The 17,465-nt window shown below is 62.8% G+C and carries 18 protein-coding genes; 7 read left to right on the forward strand and 11 right to left on the reverse strand.

Features of this window, described 5'->3' with window-relative positions; translation table 11 throughout:
* Position 1: 1 nt before the first annotated feature.
* The 8 genes from E2I15_RS26450 to E2I15_RS26480 form a co-directional block, all read right to left on the reverse strand.
* Positions 2–1,681: an AMP-binding protein gene (locus E2I15_RS26450; protein WP_137479271.1), complete on the reverse strand. Its 1,680-nt coding sequence runs from the start codon at positions 1,679–1,681 to the stop codon at positions 2–4.
* Positions 1,678–1,803: a hypothetical protein gene (locus E2I15_RS39585; protein WP_276486548.1), complete on the reverse strand. Its 126-nt coding sequence runs from the start codon at positions 1,801–1,803 to the stop codon at positions 1,678–1,680. Before E2I15_RS39585 ends, E2I15_RS26450 begins: the two co-directional genes overlap by 4 nt.
* Entirely contained in the window at positions 1,796–2,470 is a 675-nt protein-coding gene (locus E2I15_RS26455; RefSeq protein WP_349629416.1) for a GntR family transcriptional regulator, read from the reverse strand. Before E2I15_RS26455 ends, E2I15_RS39585 begins: the two co-directional genes overlap by 8 nt.
* Positions 2,471–2,600: 130 nt before the next feature.
* The gene (locus tag E2I15_RS26460; RefSeq protein ID WP_137479351.1) at positions 2,601–4,142 is read right to left on the reverse strand and encodes a sugar ABC transporter ATP-binding protein; all 1,542 of its coding nucleotides are present in this window, start codon (positions 4,140–4,142) and stop codon (positions 2,601–2,603) included.
* The gene (locus E2I15_RS26465) at positions 4,139–5,227 is read right to left on the reverse strand and encodes an SMP-30/gluconolactonase/LRE family protein (protein ID WP_349629417.1); all 1,089 of its coding nucleotides are present in this window, start codon (positions 5,225–5,227) and stop codon (positions 4,139–4,141) included. The genes E2I15_RS26460 and E2I15_RS26465 overlap by 4 nt, the downstream gene beginning before the upstream one ends.
* A 33-nt stretch (positions 5,228–5,260) precedes the next feature.
* Positions 5,261–7,372 carry an ABC transporter permease gene (locus E2I15_RS26470; protein ID WP_137479273.1) on the reverse strand — a complete coding sequence of 704 codons (2,112 nt, stop codon included), beginning with the start codon at positions 7,370–7,372 and terminating at the stop codon, positions 5,261–5,263.
* Positions 7,373–7,487: 115 nt separating this feature from the next.
* Positions 7,488–8,510, reverse strand: a complete 1,023-nt coding sequence (locus tag E2I15_RS26475; protein ID WP_137479274.1) for a sugar ABC transporter substrate-binding protein — start codon at positions 8,508–8,510, stop codon at positions 7,488–7,490.
* A 60-nt stretch (positions 8,511–8,570) separates the two neighbouring features.
* Positions 8,571–9,557: an ABC transporter permease gene (locus E2I15_RS26480; protein WP_057017121.1), complete on the reverse strand. Its 987-nt coding sequence runs from the start codon at positions 9,555–9,557 to the stop codon at positions 8,571–8,573.
* A gap of 703 nt (positions 9,558–10,260) precedes the next feature.
* Here E2I15_RS26480 and E2I15_RS26485 point away from each other — a divergent pair.
* Positions 10,261–10,641 carry an alpha-ketoglutarate-dependent dioxygenase AlkB gene (locus E2I15_RS26485; RefSeq protein ID WP_246668108.1) on the forward strand — a complete coding sequence of 127 codons (381 nt, stop codon included), beginning with the start codon at positions 10,261–10,263 and terminating at the stop codon, positions 10,639–10,641.
* A gap of 215 nt (positions 10,642–10,856) precedes the next feature.
* Here the strand turns inward: E2I15_RS26485 and E2I15_RS26490 are convergent, their stop codons facing one another.
* Positions 10,857–11,129, reverse strand: a complete 273-nt coding sequence (locus E2I15_RS26490) for a DUF2312 domain-containing protein (RefSeq protein ID WP_016842183.1) — start codon at positions 11,127–11,129, stop codon at positions 10,857–10,859.
* A 108-nt stretch (positions 11,130–11,237) separates the two neighbouring features.
* On the reverse strand, positions 11,238–11,849 hold the full coding sequence (locus E2I15_RS26495) for an exopolysaccharide biosynthesis protein (RefSeq protein ID WP_137479275.1): 612 nt from the start codon (positions 11,847–11,849) through the stop codon (positions 11,238–11,240).
* Positions 11,850–11,915: 66 nt separating this feature from the next.
* Here E2I15_RS26495 and E2I15_RS26500 point away from each other — a divergent pair, with 66 nt between their 5' ends.
* The gene (locus E2I15_RS26500; protein WP_137479276.1) at positions 11,916–12,434 is read left to right on the forward strand and encodes a hypothetical protein; all 519 of its coding nucleotides are present in this window, start codon (positions 11,916–11,918) and stop codon (positions 12,432–12,434) included.
* 8 nt (positions 12,435–12,442) lie between these two features.
* Positions 12,443–12,805 (forward strand): hypothetical protein, encoded by a 363-nt coding sequence (locus E2I15_RS26505; RefSeq protein WP_069277488.1) that lies wholly within the window; start codon positions 12,443–12,445, stop codon positions 12,803–12,805.
* A gap of 144 nt (positions 12,806–12,949) precedes the next feature.
* On the opposite strand, the gene E2I15_RS26510 is transcribed toward E2I15_RS26505, so the two are convergent.
* The gene (locus E2I15_RS26510) at positions 12,950–13,870 is read right to left on the reverse strand and encodes a LysR substrate-binding domain-containing protein (RefSeq protein ID WP_137479277.1); all 921 of its coding nucleotides are present in this window, start codon (positions 13,868–13,870) and stop codon (positions 12,950–12,952) included.
* A 100-nt stretch (positions 13,871–13,970) separates the two neighbouring features.
* Between E2I15_RS26510 and E2I15_RS26515 the strand changes: the two genes are divergently transcribed.
* The 4 genes from E2I15_RS26515 to E2I15_RS26530 are packed head-to-tail and all read left to right on the forward strand — an operon-like array spanning position 13,971 to position 17,453.
* Positions 13,971–14,744 (forward strand): ABC transporter ATP-binding protein, encoded by a 774-nt coding sequence (locus E2I15_RS26515; RefSeq protein ID WP_137479278.1) that lies wholly within the window; start codon positions 13,971–13,973, stop codon positions 14,742–14,744.
* Positions 14,741–15,460, forward strand: coding sequence for an ABC transporter ATP-binding protein (locus E2I15_RS26520; protein WP_137479279.1), 720 nt, complete (start codon positions 14,741–14,743; stop codon positions 15,458–15,460). Before E2I15_RS26515 ends, E2I15_RS26520 begins: the two co-directional genes overlap by 4 nt.
* A 1-nt stretch (position 15,461) precedes the next feature.
* Positions 15,462–16,376, forward strand: a complete 915-nt coding sequence (locus tag E2I15_RS26525; RefSeq protein WP_170991542.1) for a branched-chain amino acid ABC transporter permease — start codon at positions 15,462–15,464, stop codon at positions 16,374–16,376.
* A gap of 3 nt (positions 16,377–16,379) precedes the next feature.
* Positions 16,380–17,453, forward strand: a complete 1,074-nt coding sequence (locus E2I15_RS26530; RefSeq protein ID WP_137479280.1) for a branched-chain amino acid ABC transporter permease — start codon at positions 16,380–16,382, stop codon at positions 17,451–17,453.
* The last annotated feature ends 12 nt before the right edge of the window (positions 17,454–17,465 follow it).

Genomic DNA, 17,465 nt, shown 5'->3' on the forward strand with positions numbered 1-17,465 from the left:
CTTACCGGCCGCGCAGGCCGTCCCTGAGCGTGTTTCGGGTGATTTTTCCGGATTCCGTCTTCGGCAGATCGTCCAGCACGCGAATGTCGACCGGGCACTTGTAGGCCGCGAGTCGCTCGCGGCAAAAGCGCGAGAGCGCGGCGACGTCGATCACGGTGCCGGGTTGAGCGGAGACGAAGGCGACCACCGTCTCGCCGCGATAGGGATCGGCGGCGCCGACGACGGCTGCCTCGCGCACGCCCGGAAAGCCATAGATCACGTCTTCGACTTCACGCGGCCAGACCTTGAAGCCCGAAGCGGAGATCATGTCCTTCTTGCGATCGACGAGATAGAACCAGCCGCTCTCGTCAAAGAAGCCGACGTCGCCGCTATGCAGCCAGCCGTTGGTCAGCACCTCATCGGTTTCCGCCGGCTTCCTCCAGTAGCCGGCCATCACCCCTGGGCCACGCACAACCACCTCGCCGTGCTCGCCGGGTCCGAGCGGACGGCGCTCGTCGTCGACGACGATTGCATCGACGGCGGGCGTCGGCCTGCCGATCGACAGCGCGCCTGAGTCAGGATCGACCGGAATCCGGCCCTCGTTGGGCGCAAGATGGCTTGCGGAGGTCAGTTCGGTCATTCCATAGGAACTGCGGATCGCCCGTCCGAACCGTCTCGCAAAGGCATCGATGACCGAAGGCGCGATCGGCGCGCCGCCGGAATAGATATGCACGAAGCTCTCGAAATGCCGGCTCGTCGCGTCAACCTGGTTCATCAGCGCAATGTACGCGGTGATGGCACCGACGATGAATGTCGGCCGCCATTCAAGGAAGGCATCGAGCGCGACCTGGGGCTGGAAACGATAGGTCAGCACCATCGCCGCACGCGCGGCAAACCCCGCGACCATCTGGATTTCAAAGCCAGTGATGTGGAATAGCGGCGCGACCCCAAAGATGCGCGACATGCCGTTCAATTCGAAATGATCGCAACAGATCAACGCGGTCGCCACCAGATTGCGATGCGTGAGCATGGCGCCCTTTGGAACGCCCGTGGTTCCGGAGGTGTACAAGAGAAGGGCGATGTCGTCGGAAGTCAGAACCGGTGCCGGTGGAGCGACTGCGTTCTCGGCGAAAACCGTCGCCAGCGCCTGGGCCTGCGGAGCTGCGCCCGGCACCGGCAGCACCCGGACATCGTTCCGCGTCTGGAATTCGCGAGCGCCGGTCCAAAACACCAATTCGGAATCGATCGAACCGGCGGCCGGTAAAACATTGTCCCATTGATCGTCGTGGCAGATCACCGCCTTCGGTTCGCAATCCCCGAACAGCTTGCGAAGCTCGGGCGTGCGGTACATCGGGTTGAGGCTGACGACGATGGCCCCGACCTTCCAGGCTGCCACGCTGACGATGACGAACTGCGGCACATTCTGAAGAATGACGGCCACCCGATCGCCGCGCCCCATCCCTTTCTGTGCGAAGCGGGCAGCGAGCCGGTCGCTGAGCCGATCGATATCGGCATAGGTCTGCATCGCGTCGAAATAGAACACCGCCGGCGCCTCGCGCGGCGCGGCACGAAACAGATCAAGCGCCGTCCGCCTTCCGGGATCGGGCGAAGCGACCGACGATTCCCCGAGCCGCGCTCGCAGCCGGTCCGCGGCTTCCTCGTAAGTGCGCGCACGCGACACGGACTCCAGGCCGACGGTCATCGCCGCTTGCCACCATTGTCGTAACGATTGCAGCCCCGTCCGGCCCGGCGGCCGCTATAGGCGGCCGCCACCACCTGGCGCAGCAGGAACCGCGGCAAAAGGCGTCCGCCGTCACTACTCATTGGCACTTTTCCCTCGATAGACCGAGCCGAGACGCGCATGCGGTAGCGCGGCACGGCTTGCAAGGGGCGGTTGTGCCGCCCCACTCTCTTTTGCTTGAATGACCACACGCGTGCGCCGGATGTGGAGGCGCACCAACACCTGCGCAGCTTCGACATCGCGCGCCCGGATCGCGTCCATGATCAGGACATGCTGGGGATCGGAGAACGGAAACCCGTCCTTGGCATAGGTCTCGCTCACAAACTGCCGCCGGAAATGCTGCGTGCTATTCCAGAAGCGTTCGACCATCGCCAGCAGTTGCGGCATCCGCGCCCGCGAATAGGTCCGCAGATGGAACTCCCGATCAAGCTTGATGTATTCCTCGAGCGTGGTGACCTGCTCAAGTTCGCGCACAATGCGGTCAAGCGTCTCGACATCCTCGTCGGTCAGATTTGGAACGCTTTCGCCGATGGCGAGCGGCTCGACCGCTTCCCGGATCTTGTAGATCTCGATCGATTCTTCCGAATTGACGTCCGCAATCCAGGCGCCACGGTTCGGCGCCATCACGACGAGCCCCTCGTTCTCGAGCTGCTTCAGCGCCTCGCGCACGGGAATGCGGCTGGCTCCGAAATGAGCCGCAAGGAGCTCCTGCCGGATCCGCGTGCCTGGCCGCATCTCGCCGCTCAGCACCGCGCTGCGAATCTCGCTTGCGATCCTCTCGCTCATCAGGCGACCGGACTCCGGATCGTCTTCAGTGCCGTCCCGCGTCATGTCCTTCCAATGGGGAGGCCGCTGATAAGGACTCATGAAAGGCCCTCCTTCAATGAATGGCCGCGTACATGATCTTGTCCTCGGTCGCATCAGCCCGAGCCATTTCCTCGACGATACGTCCGCCACGGGCGACCAGGATCCGATCCGAGATAGCCAGAATCTCCGGCAGATAGGAAGAGATAACGACAACCGCCTTGTTTTCGCGCGCCAGCCTGCGAATCGCCTCGTGAATTTGTGGAATGGCGCTCACATCGACGCCTCGCGTCGGTTCGTCGAAGATGACCACAGTAGGCTCCTGGGCCAGGGACTTTCCCACCACGACTTTCTGCTGGTTGCCGCCGGAATATTCGACAATTTTCAGCGTCCGTTTCAATGCGGAGATCGAGAGCGCCGAGATCCATTGATCGGCGATCCGCTTCATCTCACGCGTGGAGTAAAGGAACCGCTTGACGCGCGGCGACGACAGATAGCCAAGATAGATATTCTGATCCACCGTCATCGTCTCGAAGAAGCCGTCGACCTTGCGGTCCTCGGTGATATAGGCGATTCCGTCGCGCACCGCCTGCCGCGGCACCCGGTAGCGGACCGGCTTGTCCCGCAGATAGATCATCCCGCCGCGCAGGAAGTTGCGCCTGCGCGCGCCGCTGACGATCTGCGCGATCTCGGAGCGCCCTGCCCCGACCAGCCCGAAGATCCCGACGACTTCTCCGTTGAACACCGAGAACGACATATTCTTGACGATGCTGCCCATCGTCACGTTCTCGACCGAAAGCACCTTCTCGCCGCGGGAGGCATGCGGCTTCGGCGCATCCGGATCGGCCCCGTGGGTCGCGTACTGCGCTGCCGTTTCCTCACGGCCAACCATCATCCGCACCAGCGCGTCACGCGTGACGTCCTTCGCCGGTACGGTGGCGACCAGCTTGCCATCGCGAAGCACGGTGATGCGATCGGCGATGTTCAATGCCTCTTCCAGTGCATGCGAGATGAAGATGATCCCGGCGCCCTTCTCCTTCAGGGTGTTGAGAAGATGAAACAGATGCTGCGTCTCTTCAGGGGTCAGCGATGCGGTCGGCTCATCGAAGATGAAGACCTGGGCGTTGTGGCGAACTGCACGCACGATCTCGACCATCTGCCGCTTGGCCGTTCCGAGATTCTCCACCAGCACCAGCGGGTCGACGTTGAAGTTCATCGATTGCAGCGACTGGGTCGCCGCAATGTTGATCTTGCTGTAGACCGTGACCCATTTCTCCATGCCGAGTTCAAGGTTTTGCGCCACCGTCATGGAGGGGACCAGGCTGGATTCCTGGTAGACCATCGCCACCCCGCCCTCGAGCGCTTCCTTTGGCGACGCGAACGAAACCTTGCGTCCCTGGATCAGGTAGTCGCCGGACGTCAGCACGATCGCACCGGCAATCGCCTTGCAGAGCGTCGATTTCCCCGCGCCGTTTTCCCCCAGCAGCGCGTGGATTTCGCCCGGCCGCAGATCGAAATTGACGCCATCGATCGCGTGCAGACCGCCATAGACCTTGCTGCCGTTGACGATCTGAAGCAGCGGGGTCCCTGCCTGTTGTTCCGCCGGCATGGCGTTCATCCTTCCTGCATGCCGCGACCAGGCGGCAGTTCGACGAGGCAATCGCGTCCCTTCGACACCGCCAGCACACGCGAGCCGATCGGGCGGACGGCGGTTATTCCATGAACACGACCATCGACGCGGCTGTGCAACGTCTCCGTCGCCGCGCCCCTGGCGTCGAGCCGGGCGACGAGGCCATAGGAACGCGGCGGCGCCCACGGCTTCTGGATGCCGAGCTTCTTGATGCGGCCGATCTGGGTCGGTTCGCGCGGATTGAGCCGACCGTCCAGCGCCGGCCCGATCCAAAGCTCTGGTGGCACCGTCCGCATCATCTCTTCGCAGAATGCCCGCTCGCGCAGGACGAATTCGGTCAATTGTGTGCGAAGCGCGAGAAAAGCCATCCAGACCTCACCGTTCGCACCTCGGGCAAGGCGCGCCGGATAGCCGGTATGATTCTTGACGATCACGCGCCTGTCGTCACCCACGCGTGAAAAAGCGGTCAAGCGGTGAGCCCAGGATTCGGCGACCCACACTTCCTTGCCGTCACCGGCCACGACCACGCCGAGCGGCCATGCGAGCTTGTCCGCACGCACGCTCGCACTGCCGAGCGAGGAATTGCAGGCGATGAGCCGGCCCGACGGGGCACGGTTCTGCATCAGGTCGGTCAGCCATTGCTCTGGGCGATTGTTTCGCGAGCCGTCGGTCAGATAGATCGCCCCGTCCGGCGCGACCGTCACCGACAACGGACAGGCGATCTTCTCACCACCGACGCTTTCGAGCTTGCCGATGATCTCGCCAGTTGGCGAAAGCGCCACCAGCCCCAAGCCGGAGACGCAGGCGAGTAGCCTGCCGTCCGGCGTGCAGGCCAGCCCGCCCACCGGGCCGTCGAGCGTCGCGAACGCCGTGCGTGTGTTAAAATCGTCCCCCGTGCAACGCAGGATGCGGTTGCCGGTCGAGACGTAGAGCGCGCCGTCCTGCCCGAGCGTGATGTCGTCCGGTCGCTCGATCTCGTCGCCGAGCTGGCGGGCCTGATCGAGCCGCTGGTTCGGGGAGAAGGCGCCGTCGAGCACCGGAATGCCGTGAATTTCCCGGTTCGGAGACAGCACGCGATCGATGATATCGCCAAGCAGAGACATGGCTCAGGCCCCTCCCCAATAGGACTTGTGCGCTTCCCAGGTCGGGTCGGCGTCCTGCAGGCGGATGCGGCCGATACGGTTGTTCTCCAGACCCCCGATATAGAGATAGCCCTTGTGTTCACGGACCGAGGTGATGGTCGGATGCGAAAGCCCGCCCGGATCCCAGAGCGATTCCGTCACCACGCCGTTGTCGTCGAACTTGACCACGCAGCCGTAGTTGATGCCCGGACACAGCCACTCGTCCGGCGGGATTTGCTTGACCATGCGGGTGCGGAAAACAGGGTTGCGCATCGCAAGGTCATAGACCGGCGTGCGCAGACCGACGAAGGCCAGCCAGTACTTGCCGTCGGAGGCGCGGTTGATGTTGTCGCAATAGCCCGGAAGGTTGTCGATCAGGATTTCGCTGGTGCCCGCCTTCGGGCCGGCGATCCAGAAACGGTTGATCTGGCACAGCCAGGTGCTGGCCCAGAGCACCGACTGACCGTCATGCGAGATGCAGATGCCATTCGGGAACGTCAGGTTCTTGAGGACCGTCTTGGTGATCCCGGTCTTCGGATCGTGGCAAATCAGCCGGCCGTTGCCGCGCCCTTCGAAGCCGTCGAGCGCCCAGTCGGTCAGCTCGTAGCGGGTCGAGGCCTCGCTGAAATAGATCCTGCCGTCAGGCGCAACGTCGAGATCGTCAGCGAGATAGAGCCGCGAATCGTCCTTGAGGCGTGTGCGCGTGCGCGTAGTGCGGTCGGTGACCTTGAAGACCGAACGATCGGGCTTCACACCGTAAACGCCCATGCCCGCGATGCAGACGAGGAGGTTCTGATCCCGGTCGAACGCCAACCCGAGCGGCCGGCCGCCGATGCGCGCGAATTCCTCACGCACCGTATAATCCGGCGCAAGAAAGCGGATGATCGAGCCGTTGCGGTTGACGGTGTAGAGGTTGTCCTTGCGATCAAGGATGATGTCTTCCGGACCCTCGATCATGTCGAGCGCGATCGCTTCCGCATTCTTCAGGCGATCATTCTCCGCGAACGGCGTGCCGCTGCCCCGCTCGACCGACGGCGGCGGCTCGAAATCAACCCAGCTTGGGGTGACGTAGACCTTTTGCAGCACCTTGCCCTTGTTCTTGACCCACTTCACGTTGAAGCCGACCGCGAGCAGCAGGATGATGCCGATGATGGCGGTCGTCAGGTTGCCTGAGATGCCGAGCCGAACCATGCCGCTGGTGAGCATGAAGATGATCGCCGCGCCCATGACGGCGCGCGCGATGGTGCCGCGGCCGCCGGACAGGCTGATGCCGCCCAAAACCACCGCGGCCAGCGCGTTGATCTCCCAGCCGACGCCGGTGTCGGTGCCCGAGCTGCTCTGCCGGGCGGCATAGAGGATTCCCGCTAGCGCCGCGATCGCCCCCGACATCACATAGGCCGAGAACAGCACGCGCTTGACGTTGACGCCGGCGTGGCGGGCCGCCTTGCGGCTCGACCCGACCGCCATGATGTGGACGCCGGGCTTGATGCGGGTGAGGAAGAAGTGCGTTCCGACCGCGAGCAGGATCAGCACCAGCATGTTGAATGGAATGCCGAGAACCCTCCCCGATCCCATGAAGTCCCACGTGCTGGACCCGCTGTCGATGCTGGCGAGCTCGTTCGTGAACGCGACCGTCACCTTGTTGTAGGCGGCGCGGACGATGATGAGGACGACCAGTGTCGTCAGGAACGGCCGGGTCTTGCCGTAGGCAATCAGGCCGCCGTTGATCGCGCCCATCGCCGCGCCGAACAGGACGACAAGCACGATGGTCATGGGCAGCGGCAGCCCGAGAATGAGGTACAAATAGAGCGCGAGGAAGTTCGACATCGCGAACACCGCGCCGACCGACAGGTCGATGCCGCCCGACAGCACGGAGAAGGCCATCGCGACCGCGACCATCCCCTGCTCCGCGAAATTCCGCATCAATTCCTGCAGGCTGCCCGCCGTCAGGTAGCGCGGGATCATGATCGCGAAGGCCAGGAAGACCGCGATCGTCAGCGTGAATGGAATGATCGGCTCCATCCAGCGCTTCTCAAGCAGTTCGCCCAGGAACAATTGGGGCGAATGGCGGTGCCAGGCTCGTTGCAGGCTCTTCATCAACAGACTCCGGCGGGCTCGGCGCGGAAGCGGCCGAACGGCGGGACAATGCAGGGGATTGGGATCGACAGCTCCGGCGTGCCCGCGCCGCAGTGGGCGCGGGCGCCGGAACGACTTACTTCGCGCCCTTCGGGATGCTGAAGCAGTACATGCGATCATCCTTCGACTTCACCCAGGCGGGGGTCGTGTAATAGGCGATGTTCTTCGAGCCCGGCTTGTCGCCGGCCTGCAACAACGCAATCACCGCGTCGGCGATGGTCTGGCCCTGCACGTCGGCGCGATACGACAGGTTCGCGGAGAACGCGCCTTGCTCGAGCAGATCGCAATCCGCGGGCTGGCCGTCGCTGGCGACGAACACCTTCACCTTGTCACCCATGTTGGCCGCCTTGATCGCCTGCGCCGCGCCCGCGGTTTGCGGTCCCCAGACGCTGAGTATCCCGCACAGCTTAGGATGCTGCTGCAACACGGTGGTCGTGATATCGCCGGCCTTGTTGGCGTCCCAGCTGGTCGGCTGCGACGACACGACCTTGATCGACGGGTCGGTCTTGAACACCTCCATCGCGCCATTCTTCATGTCGAGCGAATAGGCGGCGGTCGCCTCGCCTTCGAGGATCGCAACCTCGCCGGAGCCCTTGCCGCCGCCACATTGATTGATGACCTCGCGCGCGATCTTGGTGCCGAGATCCTTGGCATCGACGCCGACATATGCATCGGTCAGGGTATTCGATGCCATGTTGACCTGCACGACATAGATGCCCGCGTCCATCGCACGCTTCAATTCCTTGGCGAGCAGCGTGACGTTCGGATTTTGCACCACGATCACGTCGGGCTTTTCGTTGATATAGTCGCTGACGGTCTGGAGCTGGATGTCCGATTTCATGTTGGCGTCGCGGGTGACGAGCTTGATGCCGTAATCGTCGAAGCGATCCTTCATCACACGCGTCCATTCGGATTCCAGAACGCCCATCCAGACCGGCGACCAGGCCACCGTCTTGCCCTTGAGCGACTTGTCGAATTTCTCGCGCAGCTGGTCGCGCGGCCCGGCCGCCTGCGATGGCACAGCCACCAGCGCGGCGGTCGCCACCATCGCGGCGAGCCCGATGCCGGCAAACGCCCTTCTGTGCACAGCTTTCGTCATGTCAATTTCCTCCCCTGTTATGTCGGCCGACCGTTGCGGCCCGTTGGTTGATGCAGAGCTTTAATCGCCCTGCTTCGACGTCTCCTCGTCGCGCGGATGCAGCCGGGAATCGAGCAGGATCGCGATCAGCAGCACGACTCCCTTGACGATGTTCTGGGTCTGCACGTCCATGTCCATGATGGTCATGCCGTTCAGCAGCACGCCGATCAGCAGCGTTCCGGCGATCACGCTCATCACATTGCCGCGGCCGCCGACAAGGCTGACGCCGCCGAGCACCACAACCATGATGACGTCGAAAATGATCGTGGATTCCGCGACCTGGAGATGCATCAGCGCCGTCTGCGCGACCATCACGACACCGCCGACATACCCGATCGCGGCGCACAGCGCGTACTCGATCATGGTCAGCGGTCGGGTCGGCAGACCGGTCTGACGCGCGGCGTCGGGATTGTCGCCATGGGCATAGACGAAGCGCCCGATCACGGTGCGCGACAGGAAAAGATGCACGACGACCGCGGTGGCCGCGAAGATCAGGATCGAGATCGGAACGCCGCCCCAGATGTTTCCGCCGAGCCGCAGGAATTCGTCATGCCCCTTGGAAAGATAGACGACATAGTGCTGCACCGCTGTGGTGCGTACGATTCCCAGCACCGCAAGGCTCGACGCCAGCGTCGTCAGCAGGGGCGGCATCTCGATCACCGAGATCAGAAACCCGTTCAGGATGCCGATGGCGATCGCCATCACGAAGCCGATCAGCAGCGCGACCGGCGTCGCGTAGCCCGAATTCATCAGGATGATCGCGATCGCGGTGGAAGCGGCAAAGGAGGCGACTTGCGACAGATCCAGTCCACGCCCGATCACGACCACGGCCATGCCGAGCGCGAGAATGCCGAGTATCGAAATGTTGCGCGCCAGCGCGAACAGATTGCCCAGCGTCAGGAAGCCCTTCAGGAAGATCGAAAAAATGACGATCAGGACCGCGCACATCACCAGCACGGCCGTCGTCTGCGTCAATTTCGCCCCGCGCGCGCCCGAACTGCCGGTCACCGGGTCCTCCCAAGCTTGATTTTATTGTGGGCGGAAACTGAAGAGAATGTATCCAAAAGTCAATATCCGTATCCAGGATTTGGACAACATCCGGTCGGACCTGAGGACGCATTCACGCCATGAACGCATATAACCATCTGTAAATACTCTTGTATCTGTACAATCGAGCAATCGACATCGAAATCATTTATCGAGCTCGATCGGCTTTTTTGAAACCGGAACAGCGTATTGGATACATTCATTCTGAGAGCTATCCTTAGCAGCGCCATCAGCCGCGGCGACGGGACGGAGCCGACGACGTTGCGGCAATCGCTTCCCAGCCAAGGCGCCTGAATATCCTGGCGAACGAGGATGCCGGGACCGAGCGTTGACGCCGCCTTTCGCCCATCGAAGCCGCGCCAAGTGGAAGCCCGAGTGACCTGACCGCCGGTTTAAATTCTGTCTCGGCGCGCCCATATTCGTACAGGTTCGCAAACACTGACGGCACCAGATTGTCCGAACAACTGTCGATGTTCGATGCGCCCGCCGCAGGACCGGCGGATCTGCACTACGCGCCGGATTTCATCTCCCCAGCGACCGAGGGCGAACTCATCCGCCACATCCGGGCACTTCCGCTTGCCCCGTTCCAGTTCGGACAGTTCGAAGGCAAGCGCCGCGTGGCTTCGTTCGGTTACCGGTACGACTATGCGTCGCGCCGACTGGAATGTGCCGAACCGATCCCCTCCTGGCTAAACGCATCGTCGCCGCGATCCAGGCCTTCGGCGGCGCGTCGACCGAGATCGGGCAGATCCTGTGCACCGAGTATGATCGCGGCGTCGGCATCGGCTGGCACCGCGACAAGCCGCATTTCGACCGGATCTTTGGACTGTCCCTGGGAACCGCATGCAAGTTCCGCTTTCGTCGTCGAACGGAAAACGGATGGGAGCGGTTCACGCTCAATGCGGCGCCCCGATCACTCTACCTGATGGCCGGCGATGCACGGCGGATATGGGAGCACAGCATTCCGCCGGTCGAGGCCCCCAGATACTCGATCACCTTTCGAACCATGGTCGAAACGGTGCGGGGCGCTAAAGCGTCGCGATGACCTTGGATTGCCGGTTCCAGCGCTCCGCTGCGCTTCGCCGCATCAACCCTGATCGAGCGCTACTCCGATCGGATCGGAAGACGCAATTATTAGCGGAAGATGCGACCAACGCCGCGCGAATGCTTCATGGGACGGAGGCGGACGAGCTTGGGAAGTTCGTCCGCCGAAAGATCGCGTGCCCCCGGATCTCGATGGCGGGGAACGCACCGGGCTTCTCACGCCGCTTTCGCAGCCGCCTTGTCGGCCGGTGCCGTTTCCATCGCGCGCATGTAGAGATCGAGCAGGGATTCACGCTCGTCGCGCTCATCCTGATCCTGCTTTCGCAGCTTGACGATCTCCTTGAGGATCTTCACGTCGAAACCCTCACCCTTGGCTTCCGAAAACACTTCCTTCTTCTGCTCGTTCAGTTCCTGCAGTTCAGCGTCCAGATTCTCGATCCGCTCGATGAAGGAACGAATTTTTCCGCCGGGAATGGTGATGTCAGACATGGTGCCTCTTTGTTGAATGAGGCGGTGAAAATGAAAGCAAAGTGATAACCAATGTCTTAAGGTTCATCGATCCTGTAGCGCATCTATCCGGCGGCTTGCCGCGGTATTTCAGACCGCGATCCAGCTGATCACGGCCGCGGCCGACGTCCACAGCGTCCATCCCAGGCCGAGCAGGGACATCACCGCCGCCGCCATTGCTACGGCCAACAGCAGACCATCTTCCTGCAGGTAAGCGATCGCGATCAGGACGACCACAATCCCGGGAATGACGTTGACCAGAGGCAGGGGCCAGCCCGCCAACAGACCCAACAGGAACACGACCAAGCCAACAAGCCGGTCAGTCACGTCATGGCGCGCGTTCCAGCGCGGCCGGCTGATGTTCTCGATCGCGCGCAGCAGCGGACCCGCCCTGACGGTGAACCGCTTGAATCGCTTGAAGTCGAACGGCCGCTTCGACAGGAAGCGGGGAAAAGATGGAGCATTGTGCCCCAACATCATCTCGACCGCCGGAAACAGGAGGGCCAGCGTCGCAACCGTGGCCACGCCAGGGACAATCACGAGCAGCCCCAGCAACAGCAGGAGCAGCCCGAACGAGCGCCTGTCCAGATGGCTGAGGAGCCATTCGAGGTCGACGGGTCCGTCCGGTGCTCGCGCGACGAGTTCTTCGAGGAGTTGGGAAGTACGGGTAGGCGCTGAGGAGGAAACGGGCGAATGAAGCATTACCCGCTAACATGGTCGAACTCCGTATCGATTGCAACGAATGCCAGAGGCGCCTAGGAAGCATTGATGGACAACGATTCCGACCAGGCGTGGCATGGCCATGCGCCGAAAAGCCCCCTGCCCGCCGGTCGCCGCCGCTGGCCGTGGCTGCTTCTGATCGTCGTCCTCGCCCTTGTCGGCGCCGGCGGCGTCTACGCTTGGCCCGAAGTCGCAGCGTTGGTTCCCGCCATAAGCCACGAATCGTCCGGCGGAGCGATGACGACGGGCGACAAGGAGGCATTGCCAACTCTCCTCGCGGCCCAGCAGAAGCTCGAGGAAGACCTCGCCGCACTCGATCGGTCGGTAGCCGACGGGCAGGCGCAGTTGAAGGCCATTACCGACCAGTTGGCGGTCCTGACCTCGAAGGTCGACGAGTTGCAGCGTCTGCCCCCGCCGCCACCTGTTACGGCCGAGCTGCCGCGCGCCCCGATCGCGCCACCCGCCCCGCAGCCGAGAAAGCCGCCGCCTCGGGCCACCAGGCCTTCGGGTCCCGTTTCGATTGGCGGCGCACCGCTCAATGTCGCGCCCGGCAGCATGGCTCGTTGAGTTCAGAAATGCCCCAAACCGTATTCCGATATTTGGCTTGGGGTTTGATCCTGGGCCTCTTCATCGTCACAGATACAACGCTGGCATTTCGTCCGCACACCTTGATATCGCCAAACGCCGATCGCTTTGCCGCACTCTTCGTTGTCGGTGCCGTCTTTTCGTTCGCCTATCCGAAGCACGTCCTGCCAATCCTGTTGGCGCTTCTCGCCGTCATTGTCGGCTTCGAACTCATTCAAAAGCTGCTCGCCGGCAGGCATGGCTACATGAAAGACATATTCGTCAAAGGCGCCGGCTGTTGCGCAGGCGTTGTCGCCGCCACTGCCCTGAGACGCGCGCTTTCAGCGATGTCCAAGCCTACAGGTACCTCCTGACGTCCTGCGCCGCCTTTGCCTTGTTCGACGTTGGGGCAGAGACACGTGTCGGCAACCTGCAGTCCAGTCCATCATGAACAGTTTGACCGGGCTCCGGCCAAGGAAAGACGCTGCTCGAGCCTGCCTTTGGCAGGGGCAAGTCCGCTATTCAAATTGGACCGGCTCGGCTCCGGGATAGGAATGAGCAACGAACTCGCAGAATGCGCGAGCCGCCGGAGAAAGCTTCGCCTTGTCCTTCCAGGCAAGCCCGACATCCATGGTGTGGACATCGTCATCGAGCGTCTTGAGATCGATGCGATGCCCTTCCAGCGACCAGGGACGGTAGACCATGTCGGACAGGATGGTAATTCCCATGCCGGTTGCGACCATGCTGCGAACCGCTTCGACCGACAGGGTCCGGAAGATGACGTTCGGCACATACGCGGTATGCTGCCAGTAACGCATCGCGGAGCGTTCGGCTTCATCGACTGTCAACATCAGATAGGGCTCGCTCGCCAGGTCCGCCAGCTTGATGCTGTCCTTGCGAAGCAGCGGATGATTGACGCAGGTCCACAAGCGACGCGGCGAGCGCAACAAGAGCCGCGAGCGAATGGAGTGCCGGTCGTGCAAGTTTGCAACCAGCATGATGGCCGCATCGACGCTACCGCTGATCAAGCTCTGCTCGATCGCGTCGCGCGAAAACTCGTGGAGACGCACCGTGATGCCCGGGAATGATCGCCAGAAGCGCGACAACAGGGGCGGCAGGAAATATCCGGCGATCGTGTAGCTGACGGCGACATCGACGGTGCCGTCGACCTGCATTCCCCAGCGATGCGGCCCGCGTATGGCATCCGACACGCTGGCCTCGATGGCGCGGGCACGCTGCAAGAACTCCCGTCCGTCAAAGGTCAGCGTCACGCCGTTCGAGTGACGGTCGAACAGCTTGTGGCCGAGCTCGGCCTCGAGCGCCTTGATGGACGCGGTGACCGCAGACTGCGTCACGCTGAGCGCCGCCGCGGCGGCCGAAACGCGCCCGGTCTCGGCGGTTGCAATGAAATGCCGAACCTGACGGAACGTCAGAGACATAAAAATTTCCGATATCAGCGAACGATATTTCGAATTTTACAATCCCCCGCTGGACCGGAAAAATCAATCCATCGGTTCGCGAGTGAGAGGCATTGAGGTCATGTCCGATGGTTTGGAGTTGGTCGCTCGCGATATCAGCGTCCAATTCGAAGGCCTGAAGGCGCTGTCCAACGTGACTTTGGCCGTACCGCGGGGACGTATCGTCGGACTGATCGGTCCGAATGGAGCCGGCAAGACCACCCTTATTAATGTGCTGACAGGTTTCCAGCCGGTTGGCGCCGGAACCGTGGAACTGGAAGGCGACACACTGAGTGGCATTGCAGCGCACAAGCTGCGCCGCAAAGGCGTGGCGCGGACCTTCCAGTCGGGCCGGCTTTTCCGCGACCTGCCGGCGATGGACAACCTCGAGGTGACCGGCGTCGGCCTGGGCCAATCCCGTCCGGAGGCGATCGGTGAAGCCGAGCGCGTCATGGCCTGGCTCGGCATTTCGCATCTGTCCAACACGATCGCCGGCGCCCTGCCCTATACCGACGAGCGCCGCGTCGCGATCGGCCGCGCCATCATGTGCACACCGCGCTATCTGCTGCTCGACGAACCGGCGGCCGGAATGTCGGAGCATGAGAGCCACGAACTTGCCGCCATCATCCGGCGGATCGCCGGCGAGCTCAATGTCGGGGTGCTGCTGATCGAGCACAATATCGGACTCGTGCTCGAGCTCTGCGAGCGGATCTACGTCCTCGATTCCGGCGAGGTCATCGAAGCCGGCCCGCCCGCTCAGATCCGTGACAGCGATGCGGTGCGGCACGCCTATATGGGTACGCAGCGCGACGAGCCGCTTCCGCCGGTCGCCGCCGAAGAGGCCGTCGCGTCATGACGCTGCTTGCCGTCGACGACATCACCGTCAGCTATGGGCGCCTGACGGCTCTCCGCGGCCTGACATTGAAGATCGATGAAGGCGAAATCCTGTTCGTGACCGGCCCGAACGGCGCCGGCAAGTCGACCTTGCTCAACGCCATCGCAGGCGTCGTGCCACCGGGCTCCGGGTCCATCATGATCGATGGCGCCAAGATCACGGGTGCCGCGCCCGAAGACATCGCCCGGCGTGGATTCTCCCTGGTTCCGGAGGGACGCAATGTCTTTGGCGCCCTGACGATCGAGGAGAATCTGAAGGTCGGAACCGGCATGCGTGCCGACCGCAAGAAGATCGCCGACGATCTGGATCAGGTCTACGAGGAATTCCCGATGCTGGCCGAGCGCCGCCACACCCCGGCGGGCATGCTCTCCGGCGGCCAGCAGCAGATGCTCGTCATTGGCCGCGCCTTGATGGCCGCGCCCCGCATCATGGCGATCGACGAGCCGTCGCTCGGCCTTGCGCCAAAGATCATCGACCAAGTCTACGAGATCCTGGTGCGGCTGCGGACGCGCAAGCTCACCCTCCTGATCGTCGAGCAGAGCTCGACACGCGCCATGATGACGGGCGGACGGATGGTCCTGATCCGCGGCGGCCGCATCGTGCTCGAGGGCCCTGCGGCCGACATGGTCAGGGATGATCGCCTGAAGCAGTCCTATTTCGGCTTCGGAGATCATTGAGATGCGCGAGCTGCTGCAGATCATCTTCGATGCGCTCAGCCTCGGCAGCCTCTACGCCCTTGGTGCGCTCGGCATCGCCCTGATCTTCGGCGTGATGCGGCTCGTCAACTTCGCCCACGGCGATTTCATCGCGTTTTGCGTCTTCGCCATGCTGTGGCCGTCGATCGATGCGGCGGCGATCGTCTTTGCCGGGCAGCTGCCGTTCTATCTGCTGATCCCGCTGCTGCTCTTGATCGGAGCCGCGCTGTCGATCCTGTCGGAGATCGTCGTTTTCCGCCGCTTCCGCAATGCCAATCCGGCGACGATGATGATCGCTTCCTTCGCGCTCGGCTTCGTGATCCGGCATCTCCTGCTGATGCTGTTTTCCAGCCGGCCGAAGTCGATCACGCTGTGGCCGAGCCTCGGCCTGCCGGTCGAATTCCTCGGCGCTCACATCCCGATGCTCCAGGTGGTGACCATCATCATCACGCTGGCCGTGCTGGTGGTCCTCGTCCTGTTCCTCAAGCGCACGCGCTACGGGCTCGAGATGCGCGCGGCCGCCGACAATTTCATCATGGCGCGCATGCTCGGGGTCCGCGCCAACGGCGTAATCCTGCTGGCCTTCGCCATCAGCGGCATGCTGGCGGCGGCGATCGGCCTGATCCTGGCGACCAATTCCGGCACTGCCGACATCGGCATGGGCGCCAACGTGATGCTGATCGCGTTCATCGCGACCGTGATCGGCGGCCTCGGCAGCATTCCCGGCGCCGTTGCCGCCGGCTTCCTGATCGGTGCGGCCAGCGTCGTGTTCCAGGCGACCCTGCCACACGACGCCAGGGTATTCCGCGACGCCTTCGTATACGGCGCCGTCATCGTCGTCCTTCTGGTCCGGCCGCAGGGTCTGTTCGCACCGAAATCCGCCAAGCAGAGGGTCTGATCGATGTCGCAGCGGCCGTCCGTCATCCGGCAAACGATCATCACGCCGATCGTGCTGATCGTGGCGCTGCTCATCATGGCCGCCCTCTCCTATCAATTCGGCAGCCGGGCCTTCAACCGCACCGTGGTCGAGATGTTCATCAACATCATGGTGGTGGTCGGGCTCTACGTCTTCGTCGGCAATTCGGGCCTGCTGTCGTTCGGGCATATTAGCTTCATGTGCCTCGGCGCCTACATGACCGCCTGGCTCACAATTCCGCCGGTGATGAAGTCGATCACGCTCAAGGGCCTGCCGGCATGGCTGCTCCACGCACAACTGCCGATGTGGGTGGCGACGCCGATATCCGGACTGTTTGCGGCACTGTTCGCGCTGATCGTCGGGCGCGTCATCATGCGCCTGTCGGGCATCGCCGCCTCGATTGCGACCTTCGGCCTGCTCGGCGTCATCAACAATGTCTATTCGAACTGGGATTCGGTGACCGGCGGACAGGGTTCGATCGTCGGCATTCCGCCCACCATGAATGTCTGGACCGGATGGATCGGCGGCGCCGTGGCCATCGCGATCGCCTACCTCTACTCGATCTCGCGCTCCGGACTGGCACTTCGCGCCACGCGCGACGAAGCGGTCGCGGCCAGCGCCTCCGGGATCGATATCGTCCGCGAACGGCTGATCGCCTTCGTCGTCAGCGCCTTCATCATCGGGCTTGCCGGCGCGCTGTACGCGCATTTCCTGAGCATCGTCAATCCCGGCGCATTCTATCTGCGGACGACATTCATCACGCTGTCGATGCTGGTGGTCGGCGGCATGTACAGCCTCAGCGGAGCCGTCTCGGGCGTGGTCGCGATATCCGTGCTGATCGAGCTGTTCCGCAATCTCGAGAAGGGCATCAGCCTCGGCAGTCACACCGTCGGCCTGCCGAACGGTGTCCAGGAGATCGCGATCGGCATCATCACCATCGCGATCCTGATGTACTTGCCGACCGGACTGACCCGCAACCAGGAATTCTCCTGGCGTCGATGGCCGTTGCAGCGCCGCCTGACGCAGCCGGTCCGGACCGCGCTGAAGGAACTGCACTGACGCTCGTTTGTA

The organism is Bradyrhizobium sp. BR2003 (assembly GCF_009720285.1).
GTDB classification, from domain to species: Bacteria; Pseudomonadota; Alphaproteobacteria; order Rhizobiales; family Xanthobacteraceae; genus Bradyrhizobium; species Bradyrhizobium elkanii.